Source organism: Armatimonadota bacterium, from assembly GCA_020354555.1.
GTDB lineage: Bacteria > Armatimonadota > Hebobacteria.
Genome location: CP070648.1, coordinates 980474 through 1003431, shown reverse-complemented (window position 1 = coordinate 1003431; position 22958 = coordinate 980474). Strand labels below are relative to the sequence as shown.

General features: G+C 67.0%; 12 protein-coding genes. 7 read left to right on the top strand and 5 right to left on the bottom strand.

Annotated features, from left to right (window positions below; genetic code table 11):
- Nucleotides 1-45: 45 nt before the first annotated feature.
- The gene (locus JSV65_04140) at nt 46-1587 is read right to left on the bottom strand and encodes a sialate O-acetylesterase (GenBank protein ID UCH35549.1); all 1542 of its coding nucleotides are present in this window, start codon (nt 1585-1587) and stop codon (nt 46-48) included.
- Between the two features lie 268 nt (nt 1588-1855).
- Here JSV65_04140 and JSV65_04135 point away from each other — a divergent pair, with 268 nt between their 5' ends.
- From JSV65_04135 to JSV65_04125, 3 genes are all read left to right on the top strand, one after another.
- Entirely contained in the window at nt 1856-3289 is a 1434-nt protein-coding gene (locus tag JSV65_04135) for a BNR-4 repeat-containing protein (protein ID UCH36694.1), read from the top strand.
- Complete coding sequence (locus tag JSV65_04130; protein UCH35548.1) at nt 3279-4511, top strand: Gfo/Idh/MocA family oxidoreductase; 1233 nt, start codon at nt 3279-3281, stop codon at nt 4509-4511. Before JSV65_04135 ends, JSV65_04130 begins: the two co-directional genes overlap by 11 nt.
- 85 nt (nt 4512-4596) lie before the next feature.
- Complete coding sequence (locus JSV65_04125; GenBank protein ID UCH35547.1) at nt 4597-6021, top strand: trimethylamine methyltransferase family protein; 1425 nt, start codon at nt 4597-4599, stop codon at nt 6019-6021.
- Between the two features lie 13 nt (nt 6022-6034).
- On the opposite strand, the gene JSV65_04120 is transcribed toward JSV65_04125, so the two are convergent.
- Entirely contained in the window at nt 6035-7612 is a 1578-nt protein-coding gene (locus JSV65_04120; protein ID UCH35546.1) for a glycerophosphodiester phosphodiesterase family protein, read from the bottom strand.
- 309 nt (nt 7613-7921) lie between these two features.
- On the opposite strand from JSV65_04120, the gene tsaD reads away from it, so the two are divergent.
- Nucleotides 7922-8989 (top strand): tRNA (adenosine(37)-N6)-threonylcarbamoyltransferase complex transferase subunit TsaD, encoded by a 1068-nt coding sequence (gene tsaD / locus JSV65_04115; GenBank protein UCH35545.1) that lies wholly within the window; start codon nt 7922-7924, stop codon nt 8987-8989.
- A 36-nt stretch (nt 8990-9025) separates the two neighbouring features.
- Here the strand turns inward: tsaD and JSV65_04110 are convergent, their stop codons facing one another.
- From JSV65_04110 to JSV65_04100, 3 genes are all read right to left on the bottom strand, one after another.
- Complete coding sequence (locus tag JSV65_04110) at nt 9026-9214, bottom strand: CooT family nickel-binding protein (protein UCH35544.1); 189 nt, start codon at nt 9212-9214, stop codon at nt 9026-9028.
- A gap of 70 nt (nt 9215-9284) precedes the next feature.
- Nucleotides 9285-10391 (bottom strand): hypothetical protein, encoded by a 1107-nt coding sequence (locus JSV65_04105; protein ID UCH35543.1) that lies wholly within the window; start codon nt 10389-10391, stop codon nt 9285-9287.
- Nucleotides 10392-10537: 146 nt separating this feature from the next.
- A complete protein-coding gene (locus JSV65_04100) occupies nt 10538-12319 on the bottom strand; it encodes a hypothetical protein (protein ID UCH35542.1) in 1782 nt (593 codons plus the stop codon).
- A 785-nt stretch (nt 12320-13104) separates the two neighbouring features.
- On the opposite strand from JSV65_04100, the gene rpoB reads away from it, so the two are divergent.
- The 3 genes from rpoB (at nt 13105) to JSV65_04085 (ending at nt 22881) form a co-directional block, all read left to right on the top strand.
- A complete protein-coding gene (gene rpoB, locus JSV65_04095) occupies nt 13105-16854 on the top strand; it encodes a DNA-directed RNA polymerase subunit beta (GenBank protein ID UCH35541.1) in 3750 nt (1249 codons plus the stop codon).
- A gap of 32 nt (nt 16855-16886) precedes the next feature.
- On the top strand, nt 16887-21749 hold the full coding sequence (rpoC, locus tag JSV65_04090) for a DNA-directed RNA polymerase subunit beta' (protein ID UCH35540.1): 4863 nt from the start codon (nt 16887-16889) through the stop codon (nt 21747-21749).
- A 262-nt stretch (nt 21750-22011) separates the two neighbouring features.
- Nucleotides 22012-22881 (top strand): ATP phosphoribosyltransferase, encoded by an 870-nt coding sequence (locus JSV65_04085; GenBank protein ID UCH35539.1) that lies wholly within the window; start codon nt 22012-22014, stop codon nt 22879-22881.
- Nucleotides 22882-22958 lie beyond the last annotated feature (77 nt).

Genomic DNA, 22958 nt, shown 5'->3' with positions numbered 1-22958 from the left:
CAGCGGGCCCACAGAGCATACGCCCGGATTCAAGCGCGTTGGCGGCTACTCTGCCGGATACGGTATTGAGACCGGTCCGAACGACAGCATGCCCATGTCCTGGTCGTCCGTCAGGTTGGCGTAGGGGTCGAAGCCTCGCGCGTACCACAGCCGCGCGCCCTCGGGGAGTTCCCGCGCCAATGCCAGTTCGACGGTGTCGGGACGGTCCTCGGGCAGGTCCACCCGCATGATGATGGCGATCGGCTCTCCGGCCTCATCCGCGAGCACGAAGCCGGTCGGGCGGCCGTCCGCCCGCAAGCGGCCGTTGACGTCATTGAAGCGGATCGTCACGAGCGTGCGTCGGTCGTTGATTGTGCCCTTCGCCAGGCGCGGCCCTGGGCGCAAGTCCTCCCGCCCGAACAACTCCCGTGCGGCGTTCAGCGCGAGGCGCTTGCCCACTTTCATCTGCGCCGCCGTGTCGAGATGGATCGCGTCCACCAGCGTGCCATCGGCCGCGGGCACGACCGCCGCGTGGGTCAGCCTCGGCTCCGCGAGTCGCTGCGCCTCGCGGACGATATCCCACGGCGACGGCCGGCCATCCGATGGGATGATGAACCGGCCGATCTGCACGTAGAGAAACGGCAAGTCGGGATGAGCCAGGTCTGCCCGCGTGGCCGACACGAAGTCCACGAAGCGCTGCTCGTACGTGCCGGCGGCATCGGGGTTCGCGTCGGACTCGCCCTGGTACCAGACCACGCCGCGCACCCGCCCGCCGGCTGCTGCGACGCGGCGAAGCATCGCACCATAAAGGGACTTGCCGCCCTCGTCTTTCATGGCCGGGCTCCACTGCTCCAAGCTGGTGCCGCCGCGCGCGCAGGGTATGAGCCCGACAGGTACCCCCGTAATCCGGTACAACTCCCACCCGAACGGCAGGCCCGGGCCGACGCTCCGCGCGTCGGGCGACCGAGCGCCCTGGCGCACCCCCGGCAGGATCTCCTCGCGCGTCTTGTCCTTCGGCACGAGCCCGTGCCAGTGGGCCTCGTCTTTCGACTCGAACAGCGGGTGCAGCGGCTCGCGTGCCGGAGCCCAGCGGTCGTCCATCGTGAACATGTGCACCGTCGCCGTCGGCGGCGGCAGTTCGGACACCTTGCCGACCCCTTGCATATTCGATTGGCCGGCCAGCACCCACAGGTCGCCGACCAGTATCTGGTACACCGCGTTCGCCGCACGCGGGTTGCCCTCCGCGTCTACCAGGCGCACTTCGAGATCGTACGGGCCGCCCACCGGCAGGCCGCCCAGGTCGGCGACCCACTTGCCGTCTTCCGCCTGGCCCACCTTGCGCCAATCAAGCTCCGCCACCGGCGCGCCGCGGTCGGTTAAGCGAGCCTCGATTGCTCCGCTCAGCGGATAGCAGCGCCCCCGCAGATGCGCCTTGGCCGTGTCGTTGTCGTCGCGGGCGAGTACCTGAAAGTGCGCGACGCCGTCCGTGACCTGGATCATCGGCGCGATGAACGCACCGCCTTCGGGTTCTGCGGCGACGCCGGGCATCGCACATACGACGACAAGCAATGTCAGCAGCAAAGTCACGACGAACAGACGATCACGCATCACGGGCTCCTTCACCGGCGACTCGCGGCACGACGCGGGTTTCCGGCCTCAATGAGATGATGTGCACCGGGGGATTGCCGGTGCGCGCTTCTTGCGACGCCGCGCAGGCCAATTCCTTTTCCCGAACCGAGCGCACGACGCGCGCCTGCGCGGGTGCGCTCGGCGACATCAGCCCGCGCCGGATATCGGCGCGCCCCAAGGACTTGCCGCGTCTCCAGGCGAAATGACCACCCGTTTCATCCCAGCGGAGCTTGTCATGGAGCCGGTGATGCGCCGCCCAACCAGCCGAGGCATTGTCCGCGCGATCGCCCGACCTGCGGGCATCGCCATCGCGCTTTGCCTGTCCATACTGGCGGCGAGGAGTGTTCCCGTGACCGAGAACGACCGATTGCCCAGGGCTGACGGCTACCGGGGCATATGGTACAGCAACCAGCCGTCGGACGACGAGTACCGCTACAAGTACAGCGGCGGGCTCGGCACCTACTGCGCCAAGCATCTGCCCCTGGCGTACTACTCGCCCGAGGCGCGCAAGACGTTCTTCGTCTATGGCGGCACCAAGGGACTGGGCGAGGACAGGCCCCTCCTGGAGATGGTCTCGTACTACGATCACGACACTGGCCTCGTTCCCAAACCAACCATCGTCCTCGAAAAGAACACCTCGGATGCCCACCACAACCCGACGATCTCCGTGGATCCCGACGGCTACCTTTGGATCTTCATGAGTTCCCACGGCGGCAAGGACGGGTTCATCTACCGGAGCCGCGCGCCGTATTCCATCGACGCCTTCGACCGCATCGAGCAGCACGAGTTCACCTATCCGCAGCCGCACCGGATGCCCGGCGACGGTTTCCTGTTTCTGTTCACGAAGTACACCGCCGGACGGGAACTCTACTGGCGGGTGAGTAGCGACGGCGCCACGTGGAGCGACGATCACAAGCTCGCCGGCTTCGGCGGGCACTACCAGGTGAGCTGGGCGCATGGGGACAAGTGCGGCACCGCCTTCAACTACCACCCGCCCGTCGGCGGGCTCAACGCGCGGACGAACCTCTACTACCTCGAGACTGCCGACTACGGGCAGACGTGGCGCAATGCGGCGGGCGATCTGCTGGAAGTGCCGCTCGATGCGGTTGACAACCCCGCCCTCGTCCATGACTACCAGTCCGCGAAGCTGCTCGTTTACATGAAGGACGTGAATTTCGACGCGGCCGGCCGGCCGGTTATCCTTTATCTGGTGAGCAACGGCTACGAATCCGGCCCGGTGAACGACCCGCGCTTCTATACCACCGCGCGGTGGACGGGGAGCGAGTGGGTGATCCGCCCCGCATTCCCCACCGATCACAACTACGACACCGGCTGCCTGCACATCGAAGACGATGGGACGTGGCGTATCATCGCGCCCACCGAGCCGGGCCCGCAGCCGTACTGCACCGGGGGCGACGTCGCGATGTGGACGAGCCGCGACCAAGGCAAGACGTGGGAGAAAGTGCGCGTGCTGACGCACGATAGCCCGCGCAATCACACGTACGTCAGGCGGCCGGTCAACGCGCACCCCGACTTCTACGCCTTCTGGGCTGACGGCAACGCGCTGGAGCCGTCGGAGTCACGCCTCTACTTCGCGAACAAGGCCGGCGACGTCTTCATACTGCCGGAGACAATGACCGAGGACTTCGCGGAACCGCTCCGGCTGCACCATGACAGGTGACGCGCGCGCGCGGGCAACTACTTGTCGCGCAATACGAAGCGACCGGCACACGTTCGAACTGCGCGGCGCGCGAGGGGAGGCATACGTGAACGAAACAGCAGATCCGGATCCGATCGGCCTCGGCATCGTCGGCTGCGGCAGCGTGGCGCGCGCGTACGGCGAGCCGCTGCGCCGCCTTGAGGCACAGGGCAACGCCCGTCACGTCGCGTGCTGTGACGCGCTGCCGGGGCGCGCCGAGGAATATGCGGCCCAGTACGGCGTGCCGCATACGGTGCCGGACATTGATGCCCTGCTCCGCCGCGACGATGTGGACGTCGTCCTCGTCTTCACCCCGAACAAGTCTCACTCTGAGATGGCGGGCGCGGCGCTCGCCGCGGGCAAGCATGTCTTGGTCGAGAAGCCGATGGCGACGAGCGTCACCGATGCCCGCGCGCTGGCCGAGCAGGCGCGCACCAGCCCCGGCCATCTCATCTGCGCGCCGTTCGTCATCCTCAGTCGCACCTTCCAGACCATGTCCCAGCACATCGCGCGCGGCGACATCGGCGAAGTGTACACCGCGCGGGCGATCTACGGCTGGGCCGGGCCGGACTGGTCGGAATGGTTCTACCAGGCGGGCGGCGGCGCGCTGTTTGACCTCGGGGTGTACGACATCACCGCGCTCACCGGTCTGCTCGGCCCGGCGAAACGGGTCACGGCGATGACCGGTATCTGCGTGCCCGAACGCATTGTCGCCGGCACGCCGATGCGGGTCGAGGCCGCCGACAGCATCCACCTCATTCTCGACTTCGGGGACTCGGTCTTCGCTTCCGCGGTCACGGGCTTCACTATCCAACGCCAGCGCACCGCGGCGCTAGAGATCTACGGCGCGGAGGGCGTCATCCAGATGCTCGGCCACACCTGGGGGCCGCACGGCTGCGAGCTGTGGCAGAACAGCGCGGGGTGCTGGCAGGTATTCGACGAGATGGAGCACGATTATCACTGGACCGCCGGCCTCGACCATCTCGTCGAGTGCATCCGCAGCGGCACCGAGCCGATCGTCACGCCGGAGCACGCGCTGCATGTGACCGAGATCATGATCCGCGCGCTCGACAGCGGCGAGACCGGCCGCGCCGTCGAACTCGACACGAGGTTTGCCCCGATCTACTTCAGCGAACTCAAGCGCCTGCGACCGCCGCACCGCATCCACGATCCCACCCGCCGGGAGGAGGACGAACTCAACTAGCCGCGGAGCGGCTGGAACTGGGCGCGCGGGCGCTGACCGCACGGCGTTACCGCAAGGCCGCGGCGACAGCAACCCGGAGAAGACGATGAACCTGAGCGTCCTCGACGATACGCAGATCGAAGTGCTGCACCAGGCGTCGCTGCGCATCCTCGCCGAGGTCGGCGTGCACCTCCCACACGACGACATGCGCGGCCGCTTCCGCGACGCCGGCGCCGCAGTTGACGACGCCGCCGCTCGCGTTCGCATCCCGGAGTCGCTCGTCATGCGGTCCCTCGACGCGGCGGGCAAATCCTTCACCCTCTACGGCCGCGACCGCGCGCGCACGGCGGTATTCGGCGCGGGACGCCGCAACTACAACTCCATCGCCGGCGAGGCGCACTGGATTCACGATGCGACCGGCGAGCGTCGCTTCGCCGCCCTCGCTGATGTCGCGACCGCGGCGCGCCTGGGCGATGCGCTCGACGACCTCACCATCGTCGGCGCGATGTCGGACCCGCACGAGCTGCCGCCGTCGTATCGCTGCGTCGAGGTGGCGGCGATGCTCCTGCGCAACACCACCAAGCCAATTTTCTTCTGGTTCCACGACCGGGCGTCCGCGCGTTACCTCATCGAGTTGTTCATCGCAATGGCGGGCGGCGAGGATGCGGCTGCGCGGTTTCCGATGACCTATCCCCTGCTCGAGCCCATCAGTCCACTGCGATTCCCGCGCGACGGCGTTGACCTGCTCTATGAGACCGCGCGCGTCAACATGCCGGTTGCCATCGGGCCCATGGCGCAGGTCGGCGTGTCTGCGCCCGCGACGCTTGCAGGCACGCTGGCGCAGGAGAATGCCGAGATCCTTGCGGGGGTCTGCATCACCCAGCTCATCCGGCCCGGCCTGCCGGTGTGCTACGGCGGCATCCCGCACGCCTTCGATATGCGCACCACGCAGCTCATCTTCGCCGGCCCGGAGCAGGCGCTGATGGCGGTCGCCATGACGCAGATGGGCAAGCGCTACGGCCTGCCGGTGTACATCAACGTCGGGTTGACGGACAGCAAGACGGTGGACGCGCAGGCGGGGATGGAGGCGGGGGTGACGCTGATCTGCGGGGCGCTGGCAGGAGCGGATATCTTCGGGCACCTCGGCATCTCCGGCGCAGACCAGGCGACGTCGCTCGACATGCTCGTCATGCAGCACGAACTGATCGGATACGTCGAGCGCGTCATGCGCGGCGTGCGGGTTGACGAGGATGCGATAGCATTCGACGTGATCCGCGAGGTCGGGCCGGGCGGGCGGTTCATTGACCAGGATCACACCGCTGCGAACTTCCGCAAGGAGCTGTGGTTCCCGCGCTTGCTTGACCGCGAGTTCTACGACGCGTGGGCTGGTGCCGGCTCGCCGACGCTTGCCGACCGCTGCCGCCGCGAGAAGGAGCGCCTCCTCGCCGAGCACGCACCGCAGCCCCTCCCTCACGACCTAGCGAAGGAACTCGACCGCATCGTCGCCGCCGCCCGGCGACACCTCCGGTAGGGCCAGCCACGCGCTAGCTGCGTCGCAGCACCTCCAGCAGCATCTCCGGGTCGTCGGTCTCGATCAGTTCCACGCCGGCGGCTACCGCGCGGCGCATATCTTCCGGCGTGTCGCCGCGTCCGCCCGCCAAGCTCGTGGCGGGGATGATACCCAGCTCGCGGCACGCGGCCGCAGCGTCCTCGGAGAACGACCGCCACTTCAGCTCGATCGCCTGGGGCTTGAGCGACTCCGCCAGCGCGCGCACCTCGTCCGCGCTGCCCGCGCCCGGCATGAGCACGATGCTCGGATCCAATGCGCGAACCGCGCGGCAGATGTCCGCGTCGGCGTGCACCAGCACGTCCCGCGTCATGTCGAACTCTTGCAGCAGGCGCACCACCGGCTCCGGCTCGGCCTCCTTCCAGTCAATGTAAATGCCCATGCGGCCCTTCACCAGCGCGAGGACTTCGCCAAGCAGCGGGACGCGCGTACCCTTGAACTCCGGCGCGAACCACGACCCCGCATCGAACGTGCGGATCCGCGCGTAGCTCAAGTCGCGCACCGCCCCCTCGCCGTCGGTGACGCGATCCACGCGGTCATTGTGAATGTCAACCAGCAGGCCGTCGGCGGTGGTGCGCAGGTCCACCTCGACGTAGTCCAGGCCGAGGCGCATCGCCTCTCGCGTCGCGGGCAGGGTGTTCTGCGGAGCGTGGCGCAGCGCGCCGCGATGAGCGATGATCTTCACCTTGCGCCCGTCGGGTCGGTCGCCGAGGACCGGCGGCGGCTCGGGCGCCGCGCCGGGAGCCGGGCGCTCGACCCCGGCGCGACGGAGCACGTCGAGCACCAACCGCGCGTTATCGGTCTGTATCGCATCCACCCCCGCGCGCAGGCACGCGAGGATATGCTCTTCGTTGTCACCCGCCCCCTGAATGTCGAGGAAGTATTGCGCGCCGTAGTCGTGCGCGGCTTTGATCGCGGCCTGGTCGAGCGGCCCGGAGCCGCGTTCGACGTACTTCGGATGCAGTCGCTCGGCCAATGCCGGCATCGCTTCGGCCCCTGCGAGATGCGGCATGACCTGCACCCGCGGGTTGGCCTTTTGCATCGCCGCCAACTGCTCCACGCCGTCGTAGTACACGGCGTCCTCGACCATGTCAAACTGCTCCAGGAGCCACAGCACCCGCATGGGATCGACGCGCTTCATGTCGAGGTAGAGCTTGATGCGGCCTTTGGCGAGCGCGAGTTCCTCGGCGAAGAGCGGGATGCGCTCGCCGCGGAACTCCGGGGCGAAGTGCGAGCCCGCATCGAGCCGGCGGATTTCGGCGAACGTCATCGCGGCGACCTCGCCGGTGCCGTCGGTCGTCTCGTCAACCGTGGAATTGTGGATGTCCACGATCTTGCCGTCGGCGGTCGTGCGCAGGTCGAGTTCGATGTAGTCGAGGCCGAGCTCGATGGCCCGGCGCATGCCGGCGAGGGTGTTCTGCGGCACCTCGTTGCGGACGCCGCGATGGCCGATGACCTTCATATGTCTGACTCCCTTGTCGGCGACCCCGCCTTGCCCGCACAGGAGCAGAAGCGGGAGCAGCACTGCGAATGCGTGAGCACAGCGTTTGACCATGATTTCTCGTCTAGCGACGACGGCCGGGTCCCGCGCCGTCGGCCCGGTGGGCTTGCCCGCCGGAACGCCACAGCCGCGAGGATACCGACACCGCGCCTTCCCCGGCGAGCGCGAAGCGCAGGGGCACGGCGCGCCGTGCCCCTGCGGTCGTCGCAAATCCGCCTTGATGTGCGCCCAGTTGCGCGTGGTATTCCTCCGACACGCACGAGCGCGAATCCTTCTTTGCTTGCATCCGGGAGGCGTTCGGCGAGAGGTCGCGGCGCGGGGCGCGGCGTAGTAACTGCGGCGGCGGTTGGGCGATTGACGGCGATGACGACTGAAAGGCTTCTGGTACTGGGTATCGAGACGAGTTGCGATGAAACCGGCGTCGCGGTGGTCGAGAACGGCACGCGCGCGCGGTCGAACGTCGTGGCGTCGTCGGAGGAGTTCCACCGGCGCTTCGGCGGCGTCGTGCCGGAGATCGCGTCGCGCAAGCAGGTCGAGGTGATCAGCGCGGTGGCGCAGGAGGCGCTCGACGACGCGGGCGTGAGCTTCGGGGATCTCTCCGCCGTAGCCGTCACGTACGCGCCGGGGCTGGTCGGATCGCTGGTGGTCGGCGTGTGTTTCGCGAAGGCACTCGCCTTCGCGCACCGACTGCCGTTGGTGGCGGTGCATCACATCGAGGCGCACATCTACGCGCATTTCATCGCCGCCAAGGAGGCGGCGGTCGCAGCGCCGCCCGAGTTTCCGTTCCTCGCGCTCGTCGTATCCGGCGGGCACAGCGATCTCATCGCGGTACGCGGGCACGGCGAGTACGAGATGCTCGGTCGAACGCGCGACGACGCCGCCGGCGAGGCGTTCGACAAAGGCGCGCGGTTGCTGGGACTGGGCTACCCCGGCGGGCCGGCGATGGACGCTGCGGCGCGCAACGGGAACGCGGCCGCCGTCCCCTTTCCCAGAGCGTTGATCGGGGAGCGGGGTGACGCCGGCGGCCTGCCCGGCCGGGACAGCCGGTGGGATTTCAGCTTCAGCGGCGTGAAGACGGCCCTCGCACGCTTCATGCGCGAAACGCCGGAGGCCAAGCGAGCGTCAATCGAGGATCTGGCCGCGTCCTACCAGGAGGCGGTCGTCGCGCCGTTGGTGGCGAAGAGCCTGGGCGCGGCGCAGGAACTCGGGTTCGACCGCGTGCTTGTTGCAGGCGGCGTAGCGAACAACTCCCGCCTGCGGGCGATGATGGCCGAGCGCGCCGCCGAGGCCGGCATCGAGGTGCGGTTCCCCCCGCCGCAGCTGTGCACCGACAACGCGGCGATGGTCGCCAGCGCGGGGTACTTCCGGTATCGGCGGGGACAGGTCGCGGGGCTGGATCTGGATGCGTACGCGTCGGCGAAGCTGACGTAGCGGCACATGCCCCCCGTGCGCAACGAGCAGCTGCTCTTACTCCGGGCGGAAGATGATCTCGTGATCCAGGAGACGCATCTCCGCGAGCGCGCCGCGCACGGTCTTCTTCTCCCCGAAGAGGCTCGTCAGCACCCATTCGTCGCCCTGGCGCACGATGGAGGCGACGTCCTCCAGGATCATCTCGCGCTTGCCCTCGCGCTCGAAGAACACTTTCGATTCACACATTGCACTCTCTCCAGATCGCGCCTGCGCTTCCCCCGATCCGCCGCCTGCCGGCCGCCGAGGCGCGAGCCGGTCAGATGGAGATGGGGTAGCGCCCGATCTCCTTGACGTACTCGACCGTGCGGATCAGCGTGTCGGGGTTGACGCCGGCGTAGGTCTCGCCGCCGATGGCGAAGATGTAGCCGCCGCCCGGCGCCCCGATTCCAATCGCGCGCTCGATGGTCGGCCGCGCGGACTCGAAGTCGCCGTACACATCCCGGCAGTTCAGTCCGCCGGACATAACGACCTTGCCCGCCAACGCCTTCTTCGCGACCGCGATGTCGCTCCATCCCCCGATGTCCATGCGCGTCAACTCGAGGATATTCGCGTAGGTCTCGAAGTGGTGGTCGTTCGGCCCGTCGGCGTGGAGGTATCGCCCCTCCCTGCCGTAGCGGTCATAGATGGCTTTGTTGTACGGCAACACCAGCTCGCGATACATCTCGTCGGAGACGAAAGCGGAGTGATCGTCCGCGAGGCCGATGCTCTTATGCTCGGTGACGCCGTTCGCGCGGTCATTGAAATCCACCAGGTCAAAGAACGCCTGCAGCAGTTTATCGAAGAATAGGCGGATGTGGTCGGGGTGCGTGTACATCCACTCGTACACGAGGTGCGCCGGGGCGAGGGCACAGGCGGCGGACAGCGGGGGGTGGATGCCGACGCCGCCGCCGACGTCCAGGTTGATGCCTCGGGCGCGGGCGAGATCCTTCATCCGCTCGCGCCGCTCCATGGCCCAGCGAACGCCGCGCGCCGCGGCCGGGTCAGGCACCGGCAGGCGCTCGATGTCTTCAGGGCTGTGGACGCGCGGGACGATCCACGGGGAGGTGCCGGCGGGTCGCTCGATATCGCAGTCCCACAGCAGGGCTTCGCCCAGGGGCCCGACTTCCGCGTGCAGCCCATAGCCGGTACGGTCGTCGCCGAGTTCCTCATACGACCACTCGAGCCCCTTAAGCTGCACCTCGATCTGAAGCTCCACATCCTGGTAATACTCCGCGATGTCGTAGCCGAACAGCCAGCAGTGGTAGCTGCCGCCCTGGCTAATCGTGATCGGCACGCGGTCGGGCTCCTCGAAGCGCGACGTGACGTCGAGACGGCGCTTACTCTCCTCGATGCGGTCCCGATACTTCTCTGGATCGAATGTCACCGTCGCTTCTCCATTCCCGCGCGGGCAGATTGTGGCACGTGCGCGGATCTGCGCATCACCTTCGCCGGGCGCGGGCGCAGGATGTGAATAATGCAGTCATTGGCGCGGTCAAGCCGCGCTCCGGAATCGCGCGCGGCGCGATCGAGCTAAGCCTCGTACTTCTCCGCTGCGAGGGCCACGAAGACGGCGGCGGACCAGTTGAGGTCGGTGACCACCGGGATGCCGCCCGAGCGATGTGTCGGCTGGCGGCCCTTACGGTGCAGCCGCCGGGGGCTCGTCCGGCCCGCGCAGTCGTAGAACTCGAAGAACGCGCCTTCGCGCGTGTACCAGTTCGTGACCTCGTCCAGGTAGCGCTCGGCCAGATCCGCCGCGACATCGTCGTGGCCGTAACGTTTCAGGCCTTGGACAATGAGGTAGTTGTAGCTCGGCCACGTCGGCCCGCGCCACATGTCATCGGTGAAACTCGGCTCGTCCAGAGCGACGCTGGGTACCGGAAACGCCGGCCAGAACTGCGCGGGATCGATCAGCCGCTCGACCAGCCGGCTCACCCGTTCGGCCGAAGCGATCCCGGCGAACATCGGCGCAAAGCCCGCGCAGGTCTTGACCCGAACGAAGCCGCCGCCCGGGACGCGGTCGTAGTACATCCCGTCTTCCTCGCACCACAAGGCGGCCTCGACCGCGGTTGCGAGGCGCTGTCGCTCCGCGCGCCAGGCCTCGGCGTCTGCCGGCCGGCCGAGCGCGGCGCCAATCTCCGCCAGAAAGCCGGCCTCCGCCGCCGCAAATGCGTTCAGGTCCACGGCCGCGGACCTCACGCCGTCGTCGAAGCGCGGGCTGTTATCCATGCCTGACTCGTCGGACGCCGCCCATTCAAGCAACCCGTCGCCGTCGCGATCGCGGTTCCCGAGGTCCCATTTCAGGTACTTGCTGAGCGGCTCGTAGGCGCGCTCGAGGAAGTCCCGGTCTGGCTCGAGTTGATGGAGCGACCAGACTGCCCATCCCAGCACCGGCGGCTGGGTGATGTCGGAATCGCCGGCCGCGTCGGGCGTCATGCGATGCGGCAGGAAGCCGTCATCACGCACCTTGCTGAGCGCAGCGAGGAGTGTCTCCCGCGCGAGGGCCGCGTCGAGCCGCGCGTACCCGAAGCTCTGGAAGGCGGTATCCCACAGCCACATCCACCGATGCGGCGCCCGGTCGGGCACCCCGTAGCGCGCCGGTATCGCCCCCTGCGGGCTCTCGACATTAACCTTGAGCACGGAGAAGGCCTTGGCGAACGCCCGCTGGCGCTTTTCGCTCGCGCCACGCAGGGCCGGGGGGCGCTCGAAGAAAGCCATCCGCGCGGCGCACAGTTCGTCCATGTCCTGGCTCAGGATCGCCTGGAGGGTGTCCGCCGCGCCGCTCGGCATGGTCTCCATCGCCACGGCGAACCGGCCCTGGGGCCGGCGCAACTCGAAAGCGCGCTGGCCGGGAGCAAGCCACTTGGCGTGAACCGGCGCGCCCTCGGCGGCGACAACCACGTCTCCGGCGCTCCCGCCGTCCGTGTCCCTCCCGGGCGGCGACAGATCGAGCGCGAGATAGACGCGCACGCCGGCGCCCTGCTGAGTGACCTCTCCCAGCACTCCCGCCCGGTCGGTGCAGACCATGCGGATGCGACACCCGCTTCCGCGGACCGCCTCCACGTCCACAACGACGACGTCACTCGCAACAACGGTGGGCTTGAGCGAGCCGAAAGGGGCCTGCGGCGTGCCGTCACAGAGCGTGGCTTTCGCCTCCAGCACCACCCACAATCGGGGACGCCGTCCGCTGTAGAAGTCGAGTCCGATGCGGTCTTCGAGAGTCACGGCGACGAGCGAGCCGGGCCAGCCGGTCTCGCCTTCCATGCCGGAAAACGCGAAAAGCTGGCCACCGCCCCACACATTCGGGAGAATCATCACAACCTCGCCAGGCGCAACGCGCGCTGAAAAGGGGTTCGACGCGCGACACCCGGTGCCTTCAGCGGCGCGCCGCCGCGCCGCGAGGCAGTCAACGCGCGCCCGAGCCGGGATGATCGCCGCAATGTGCCGCGGTCACGACACCGGGACTGCGCGACCCGTTGCCGCCGGTCGCGGAATATGCTAGCATTCGTGGTTGGCCCGCAGTCCCCGACCAAGGTCTGCTGCGTTGTGATGTCGAGTGCCCCCAAGCGGCGGCGAGGACAGTTCCGGGCCCTTTCGCAGCGCGAGATCTCGAAAGCGTTTGAGGCCCACTGGAATCGCAGTATCCAGCGTAAGGCACGCCAGGATGGCAGCCCCGCGCGAGGCCGCGCCGGCCGGTGTCGGGCCGGCGAGCAGACGGGCCGACGTATCCCCAAGAGCAAGCGCAAGCCCGCTTCCGGGTAATCGTGCCGTTTCCGCCGCCCGGGCCACGGGATCGGCTGTCGCCCTTCGAGTCGGACAGGTGGGACCGGCGTTACGGGCCGGGGGAGGGGCCTCGACCGAAGCGCCGTGACGTCGCTCCATCGAGCTCTTCCCGGCGCTCGTGCATGGTCAGCCTGGGAATAGGCGGCGAGGAGGGTTGACAGGAGCGGCAAGGGGGAATATACTAAAGATTCATGCGGAAGGTCTTTTGAGCCGTTGCCGTTCCGCGGCTGGGTGGCCATGGCGGCAGGGCGCTAGGATGAGCGGCGACGCCGTTTAACAGGCTCACTTAACCCCACGTCTGCAAGAGGTGCCCAATTATGCTTTTGCAGCCCGTAGAGGCACGCAAACGCTACGTCGAGATTACCGAACCCCCGAACCTGATCGAGGTCCAACTCGATTCGTACCAATGGCTCCTCAGGGACGGCCTGCGGGAACTGTTCGACAACTTCTCGCCGATTGAAGATTTCACCGGTAACCTGTCCCTCTCCTTCCACGATTATTACCTGGGCGAACCGAAGTACACGATTCCTGAGTGCCGCGACCGCGACGCCACGTACGAGGCGCCGCTCAAGATCGTGGTGCGACTGCTCAACCGCAGCACCGGGGAGATGAAGGAATCGGAGGTCTTCCTCGGCGAGCTGCCGCTGATGACGGAGAACGGCACGTTTATGATCAACGGCGCCGAGCGCGCGGTCGTGAGCCAGCTGGCGCGATCGCCGGGCGCCTACTTCAAGGACGCGATTGACTTCTCGGGCCGCATCCTCTACTCGGCGCAGGTGATCCCGTCCGAGGGCTCGTGGCTCGACTTCGACACCGACGCCAATGAGGTAGTGTCGGTGCGGGTCGGGCAAGCGCACAAGTTCCCGGCGACGACACTGCTGCGCGCCCTGAGCGGCATCAGCATGACCCGCGCGAGTGCCAAGCTGGCAGTCTCGACCGACGTCGAACTGATGCACGTGTTCGGCGAGCCCGAGACGTTGACCGAGCCGAGCGCCGAGGAACTCACCGGCCGCCGCCCGTGGGAGGACCTCGTGGATACCCGCACCGGCGAGGTGGTGGCGGAAGCCGCGCAGCGCATGGACAAGGACATGGCGAGCCTGGCCGCGGCCTTGCGGCGCAAGACGTACAAGGTGGCGCGCCTGCACCCGTTGATTGACAACACGATGGAGCGGGACCCGGCCCACGACGAGGAATCGGCGCTGCTCGACATCTACCGCCGCGAGCGGCCGGGCGACCCCGCGACGCCGGAGATCGCGCGCGGGCGGCTCCAGGCGCTGTTCGCTGATCCGCGCCGCTACGACCTCGCGCGGGTCGGCCGGTACAAGTTGAACCGCAAGCTCGGCCTCGACTTGCCCGAGGAAGTCCACACCCTGACGAAAGAGGATATCATCGCGATCCTCGGCTACATGGTGCGCCTGAGCGAGGGGGACGAGACGGCGTCGGTGGACGAGATTGACCACCTGGTCAACAAGCGCGTGCGCTGTGTCGGCGAGCTGCTGCGCGACCAGTTCCGGCTCGGCTTCCTGCGCATGGAGCGCATCGCTCGCGAGCGCATGACGAGCCTCGACCCGGAGCAGGTGACACCGCAGGCTGTCATCAGCACGAAGCCCATTTCGGCCGCGATCAAGAGCTTCTTCGGCTCCAGCGCGCTGTCGCAGTTCATGGACCAGACGAACCCGCTTGCGGAGCTGACGCACAAGCGGCGCCTGAGCGCGCTCGGCCCCGGCGGGCTGAGCCGCCAGAGCGCCAAGCTCGAGGTGCGCGACGTTCACTATTCCCACTACGGACGGATCTGTCCCATCGAGACGCCGGAAGGGCCGAACATCGGCCTCATCGGGGCGCTGGCGATCTACGCGCGCCTCAACGCGTACGGCTTCATCGAGACGCCGTATCGCCGGGTGAGGAACGGCGTGGTGACGGACGAGATCGTCTATCTCACGGCGGATGAGGAAGACCAGTACCGCATCGCCCCTGCAACCGTGCCGATGGAGAACGGCCGGATCGTCGGGGAGCGCTTGAGCGTACGCCATCGCAACGGATTCCCCCAGGTGGAGCCGGAGGAGATAGACCTGGTGGACCTGTCGCCCAAACAGATTGTGAGCGTCGCGGCGTGCCTCATCCCGTTCCTGGAGAACGACGACGCCAACCGCGCGCTGATGGGGGCAAACATGCAGCGCCAGGCGGTGCCGCTGCTGCGCTCGGAGGCGCCGCTGGTGATGACCGGGGTGGAGGAGCGCTCGGCGCGCGACTCGGGCTGCGTCGTGCTGGCCAAGGAGGCGGCGCGGGTCAAGTCCGTCACCGCGAAAGAGGTGCAGGTGGAGCGGGCGGACGGCACGGTGGATACCTACCCGCTGTTCAACTTCATGCGCTCAAACGCGGCGACTTGCATTCACCAGAAGCCGACGGCGCGCCAGGGCGATTTCGTGCGCGCGGGTCAGGTGTTGGCTGACGGCCCGTGCACCGACCAGGGCTACTTGGCGCTGGGGCGCAACATCGTGGTCGCCTTCATGCCCTGGGAGGGTTACAACTACGAGGACGCCATTGTCGTCGCCGATCGGTTGGTACGCGACGACGTTTTCACCTCGATCCATATCGAGAAGTACGAAGTAGAGGCGCGGGAGACGAAGGTCGGGCCGGAGGAGATCACCCGCGACATCCCCAACGTGGGCGAAGACGTGCTGCGCGACCTGGACGAGGACGGGGTGATCCGCATTGGAGCGAAGGTGCAGGCGGAGGACATCCTCGTCGGCAAGGTTGCCCCGAAGGGTCAAGAGGAGCTGACCTCGGAGGAGAAGCTGGTGCGCGCGATCTTCGGCGAGAAGGCGGCCGAGATGCGCGACACGTCGCTGCGGGTACCGCACGGGGAGTCGGGGAAGGTGGTAGATGTCAAGCGCTTCAGCCGGCTCAAGTTCCGCTGCGCCAAGTGCGGGGCCGAGCACCAGTTCTCCAAGGAGCAGCATCGCCATTACTGCGAGCGCTGCGGCGGCGAGCTGCAGCGCGAGACCGGCGACGAGTTGATGCCGGGCGTCAACCAGATGGTGCGCGTGTATGTCGCCCAGAAGCGCAAGCTCATGGAGGGCGACAAGATGGCGGGGCGGCACGGCAACAAGGGCGTCATCGCCAAGATTCTGCCCGAAGCCGACATGCCGTTCCTGGCGGACGGGACGCCGGTGGATATCATCCTCAACCCGCTGGGCGTGCCGTCGCGCATGAATATCGGGCAGATCATGGAGACTCACTTGGGCCTGATCGCCAAAGAGCTGGGGTGGCACTTCGAGAACCCCGTGTTCCAGGGCGCGCCCGAGAGCGAGATCCTCGACTACCTCGCGCAGGTGGCGGACAACTTGCGCAAGCACGAGCTGCGCGAGTATGCCACGGTTGACCTCGGCATCAGCGACGGCTGGTACAACGAGCGCGCAGCGGCCGACGCGTCGCTCGCGGCGCTGCGCGATCACCTCGCCGGCTCCGCGGACGACCTGGAACGGGTGGCCGAGCGGCTCGCCTTCAGCGACGAGGCCTGGGCCGAGCACCGCTCTCCCGCCGATAAGGCGGCCGCCGTCGCGGACCGGATCCTGCAGCGCCTCAACGACAGCTTGGGGTTTGACGAGAACACCGGCAAGAGTTGGCTGCTCGACGGGCGCAACGGTGAACGGTTCAACCAGCCGATCACCGTCGGTCACATCTACATGATGAAGCTGGTGCACCTGGTGGAGGACAAGATCCACGCGCGCTCGACGGGGCCGTACTCGCTGGTTACTCAGCAGCCGCTCGGGGGCAAGGCGCAGTTCGGCGGGCAGCGCTTCGGCGAGATGGAGGTGTGGGCGCTGGAGTCGTACGGCGCCGCCCACACGCTGCAGGAGATCCTCACCATCAAGTCCGACGACGTCATGGGACGAGTCAAGACCTATGAGTCGATCGTCAAGGGCGAGAGCATCATGGAGCCGGGCATACCGGAGTCCTTCAAGATCCTGATCAAGGAACTGCAGAGCCTCGGGCTCCAGGTCAAGGTCGAGAGCGAAGACGAGCGCGCGGTCGAGTTGGAAGAGGCCGAGGAAGAGACCGCTTAGTTTGCCGCCACGCGGCGAGAGAGGGCAGCGCAGTGGTTGACACGACGAACTTCAATCAGTTGCGGCTGGGGCTCGCGTCCCCGGACGAGATCCGCAAGTGGTCGCGGGGCGAGGTCAAGAAGCCGGAGACGATCAACTATCGCACCTTTAAGCCCGAGCCCGACGGGCTCTTCTGCGAGCGCATCTTCGGGCCGACGCGGGACTGGGAATGTCACTGCGGCAAGTACCGCAAGATCAAGTTCCGGGGCATCACCTGCGACCGCTGCGGCGTCGAGGTGACGCGGTCGAAGGTGCGGCGCGAGCGCATGGGTCACATTGACCTGGCGGCGCCGGTGTCGCACATCTGGTACCTCAAGGGCGTGCCCAGCCCAATGAGCCTGCTGCTCGACATCTCGCCGCGGCCGCTCGAGAAGGTGCTGTACTTCGCGTCCTATATCGTCACCCACGTAGATCACCAGGCGATCAATGACAACCTGGAGTTGATCAAGGACACCGTCGAGCAAGAGAAGCAATCGGCGGACGAGACGTTGGAGAAGACCATCGAGTCGCTGCTCAAGCAGCGCGACCAACAGCTTGCGGAAGCGAAGCGGCTGACCGCGGCGGATCGCACCCAGCTCGACCATGCGGTTCAGGAGCGCATCAAGGAAGAGCAGAAGATCACCGAGGAGCGCAAAGAGGAACTCGACGCGGCGCTGCGGCTGCTGCTGGGGCAGAACCTGGACGCCAAGCCGGGGTTGACGCGCAAGCAGCTTATCGCGGAGACCGAATATCGCAGCCTGCGGGCGCTGATCGAGGTGCTGGTCGCCCACCACGGCGAGGAGTATCAGCACCTGTTCGTCGCCGGCCTGGGCGCGGAAGCGATCTTGTCCCTGCTCAAGGAGATTGACCTCGAGCAGTTGTCGCGCGAGCTGCGCAACGAGATTCGCGAGACCACGGGCCCGAAGCGGGCGCGCGCCATCAAGCGCCTCGATGTTGCGGAGGCGTTCCGTAAGTCGCGCAACCGGCCGGAGTGGATGGTCATGGGGGTGATTCCGGTGATCCCGCCGGAGCTGCGGCCGATGGTGCAGCTCGACGGCGGCCGGTTCGCGACGTCGGACCTCAACGACCTGTATCGCCGCATCATCAACCGCAACAACCGACTCAAGAAGATCAAGGAGCTGGCCGCCCCGGAGTCGATCATCAATCACGAGAAGCGGCTGCTGCAGGAAGCGGTGGATGCGCTGATTGACAACGGGCGGCGCGCGCGCCCGGTCACCGGCTCCAACAACCGGCCGCTGAAGTCCCTGTCCGACATGCTCAAGGGCAAGGAGGGGCGGTTCCGCAAGAACCTGCTCGGCAAGCGTGTGGACTACTCCGGGCGTTCGGTGATCGTGGTCGGCCCGCACCTCAGCCTGCACCAGTGCGGACTGCCCAAGGAGATGGCGCTCGAACTGTTCAAGCCGTTCGTCATGAAGCGGCTCGTCGACCGCGGCTATACGACGAACATCAAGACCGCCAAGAAGATGGTGGACCGCGTGCGGCCCGAGGTGTGGGACGCGCTCGAGGAGGTCATCGCCGACCACCCGATTCTGCTCAACCGCGCGCCCACCTTGCACCGCCTGGGCATCCAGGCCTTCGAGCCGGTGCTGGTGGACGGCAAGGCGATCCAGATCCACCCCCTGGTGTGCCACCCGTTCAACGCCGACTTCGACGGCGACCAGATGGCGGTTCACGTGCCGCTTTCGACCACCGCGCAGAGCGAGGCGCGGATCCTCATGCTGTCCACCGAGAATCTGTTCTCGCCCGCGCACGGCAGACCGATGGTCGTGCCGACGCGCGACATGGTGCTCGGCTGCTACTACCTGACGCAGAAGCGCGTCGGGGCTAAGGGGGCGGGGAAGGTCTTCGCCAATCCCGACGAAGCGATCTTCGCCTACGACCACGGTTACGTAGACCTCCACGCCAACGTCCGCGTGCGGGTTGACGGCACCGTGATGGAGACGACGCCCGGACGGCTCATATTCAACAATATCCTGGCACCGAAAGTCAGGTTCATTGACCGCGTCGTGGACTATTGGGAGCTGCGCGACATCGTCGAGACCTGCTACCAGCACTATGGCACGACGCGCACGGTGGAGTTGTTGGACGACTTGAAGGAGATCGGCTTCAAGTACGCGACGAGCGCCGGTATTACGATCTCGATGACCGACATGGACGTGCCCGAGGCGCGGCGGGATGAGATCATCGAGCGCACCGAGACGCGCGTGCGCCGGACGAATGAGAACTACAGCGAGGGCCTGATCACCGCCGGCGAGCGCGAGGACGAGGTGTGCCGCCTGTGGAACGTCGCCACCAGCGAGCTGGCCGACGCCATCCTCGAAAACATTGACCCGTTCAACCCGATCTTCATGATGGCCAACTCCGGCGCGCGCGGCAGCCTGCCGCAGTTGGCACAGCTCGCGGGTATGCGCGGGTTGATGACTGACCCGTTCGGGCGATTCATCGAGGACCTACCCATCAAGTCGAACTTCCATGAAGGACTGTCGGTCTTGGAGTACTTCGTGTCCACCCACGGGGCGCGCAAAGGTCTGGCGGACACGGCACTGCGCACGGCGGATGCGGGGTATCTGACGCGGCGTTTGGTTGACGTCGCGCAGGATGTGATTATCCGCGATCACGACTGCGGCTCGACCGCTGGGATCACGGTTGCCGCCATCCGCGACGGCACCGAGGAGATCGAATCCCTCGACCAGCGCATTGACGGGCGGGCGGCCGCGGTTGATATCGTGCACCCGATCACGGGCAAGCCGATCCTGCGCGCGGGCCAGGAAATCGGCATGCGCACGGTGCCGCCATGCACCCGCTGCGCCGGCGAACTCGCCACCGTGTACTCGTGCGAGACTTGCGGTATCGAACTCACCGAAGCCGACCTCGAGGCCGCGCCGGTGCAGGCTGAGCTGCCCCCGGAAGAGACCGCGCCGGACATCGCCGCGCTCTTCATGGGCGAGCCGACGACCGAGGAAGCGGGAAGCGAGGAGGCCGAGGCGGATGCAGAAGCCGCCGAGACAGAGGCGCCCGCCGCCGATCAGGGCGAACCCGAAGCTGCGGAGCCGGCCGAGGAGGCCGAGGCGCTGCCGTCGGGCATAGCCCAGACGGAGACCGCGTCGGAAAGGACCACGTGGTTGGAGCAAGGGATGTGCCCGGAGTGCCACCGGGAACTCCAGCGGGTCCACACGTGCATGGAGTGCGGCGAGCGCATCGGCGAGCAGGAGATCGAGCCGCCGCTTGCCACCATCATGAACGTCGTGAACGAGTGCGAGCAGTTCCTCGACGCGTGCCGCAGACTGCGAGAGAAGACCCCCGCACCCGAGACTATCGTTGACCTGACCAGCGGCGAGGTCATAGTCGAGGAGGGCAAGCGGGTTACCAAGAAGGCGCTGGCGCAGGCCCACCAAGCCGCCCACGACCTGCGCGAACGCGGCGGCCTCGCGCGCGGGGAGGTAACCATCAGGTCTACTCTGACCTGCGAGTTGCAGCAAGGATTGTGTGCCCAGTGCTACGGGCGCGACCTTGCGACGGGCAGAGCCGTCGAGGTCGGCGAGGCGGTCGGCATCATCGCGGCCCAGTCGATCGGCGAGCCGGGCACCCAGATGACCATGCGCACATTCCATACCGGAGGCGTGGCTGCTCAGTATCTGACCGGTGTCGCGGAAGTCAAGAAGAAGCGGCAGGAAACGCTGCGCGAGCTTCACGCGGACATTCGGCGCGGCCTGGTGCATTTCGAGGAGCAGGCCGAGGGTTACGAGCGCGAGCGGGTCAAGAAGATCCAGCAGATGCTGAAGGTGCTGGAGGAGCAGGTCAAGGGCCTGCTGCGCGTCGTGGAGCTGTTCGAGTCGCGCCGCCCCAAGGGACAGGCGATCGTCTCGGAAGTGGACGGCACGGTTGCGGCGGTGGACACCACCGGCGTGAAGACCGTGGTGATCCACTCAGAGCAGCCCCTGGACGAGAAGGTCATCGGCCAGGTATTGGCGGAGAAGGTCACCGCGGACAGCCGCAGCGTAGCGGAGGCAGGCAAAGAGTTGACGCCCCAGGTCGTGGCGCGGCTGCAGCAGAAGGGCGTGACGTCGGTCAAGATCCGCAAATCGTACCTGGTGCCGTACCGCGGCTACTTGAAGGTCGAAGAGGGCGACTACCTGCAGCAGGGCGACTCGCTCACCGAGGGCCCGCTCGACCCGCAGAAAGTGCTGCAGATGAAGGGGCTGCACGGTGTACAGGACTACATGGTGCGCGAGATCCAGAGCGTATACCGCACCCAAGGCGTTGACATCAACGACAAGCACATCGAAGTCATCGTGCGCCAGATGTTGAAGAAGCGGCGGGTGGTTGACTCGGGCGATACCGGGCTGCTGCCGGGCCAGATTGTTGACCGGTTCGAGTTCGACGAGGTCAACCGGCGCATCGAGCAACTCGGCGGCCAATCCGCGACCGCGGAGCCGATGCTGCTCGGCATCACCGAGGCGTCCCTCAATACGGACAGCTTCCTGTCGGCGGCCTCGTTCCAGAAGACCACACGGGTGCTCACCGATGCGGCGATCAAGGGCAAGGTCGACCACCTGGTCGGCCTCAAGGAGAACGTCATCATCGGGCGCCTCATCCCGGCGGGCACCGGCATGGAGCGCTATCGCAACGTTCAGGTCGTCGGGCCACGCGAAAAGGAGCCGCTCCTGGCGCTGCCGCAGGAACCGCGCGAGGAGGACCTCCTGCTGCGGGCGATCGAGGAGGCGTCGGGCACGTTCACCGCGGAGGATGAGGATCTGTTCGGCCTCTCGATATCAGAGGAGGACGACACCGACCTCGACGAAGACGAAGACACGGAAGATTCCGCTGAGGAGGGCGGCGACGAGGTGGCGATCTAGCGGGTGCTTGCGATTGAGGCGCGCCCGCCACGCCGCGTCGGGCCGAGTCATGGAAAGTCGTCGGGACGAAGCTGCGACTCCGTGTGCCATCCGGGGTTGCCCTCCCGTACTGCGCGGGGCTGCATAGCGCGGCACATCGCGGGATCCGCTCGCACGGGCGAAGCGCTCGGAGGATCTCGGCCGCGACGCCGTTCTTGGCTTGATTCCGGGCTTGCTTGCAGCCCGTACGTCTTCGTTATCCCGGCGGAAGGAGGCACATCAGGTGGCGCTGCGATTGGGGCTGCCGGCCGGCAGCATGCAAGAGGCGACCTTCAGGCTCTTCAAGCGCGCGGGGTACAATGTGACCATCGCCGCCCGCTCCTACGTGCCTGCGATTGACGACCCGGAACTCGACTGCCTGCTGCTCCGGGCGCAGGAAATCCCGCGGTACGTCGGGGACGGAGTGCTCGATGCGGGGCTGACCGGGCTCGACTGGGTGCTCGAGAGCGGCGCGGACGTCGTCGAGGCGGCCGACCTCATCTACTCCAAGCAGAGCGCGGCGCCCGCGCGGTGGGTGCTCGCGGTGGCTCACGACAGCGACATCAATGCCGCCGCCGACCTGCAGGGCAAGCGCATAGCGACGGAACTCGTGCGCGTCACCGAGCAATACCTGGAACGACACGGGGTCAAGGCGCGCGTCGAATTCTCATGGGGTGCGACGGAAGTCAAGGTGCCGGAGGTCGCGGACGCCATCGTAGATCTCACCGAGACCGGCAGCTCGCTCCGCGCGCACAACCTGCGCATCGTTGATACCATCCTGGAAACCAACACCAAGCTCATCGTCAACCCCGCGGCCTGGGGCGACACCTGGAAGCGGGCCAAGGTTGACAACCTCGCCGTGCTTCTCAAAGGGGCGCTGGAGGCGGAGGCCAAGGTCGGGCTCAAGATGAACGTCAGCAACGAGAACCTGGACGCCGTACTCAAGTTGCTGCCCGCCATGAAAGAGCCCACGGTGTCTTCGCTGCTGCACGGGGGATGGCATGCCGTCGAGACCGTGGCCGACGAGGCGCGCGTGCGCGACCTAATCCCCGAACTCAAGCGCGCGGGGGCGCAGGACATCATCGAGTATCCGCTGAATAAGGTCATACCGTAGCATGGCCCAGCCCGCCGCGCGTTTCGGCGGCAGATCGCGGCGGGTAAGACAACCCATGGAGTCTCGTGTATTACCGC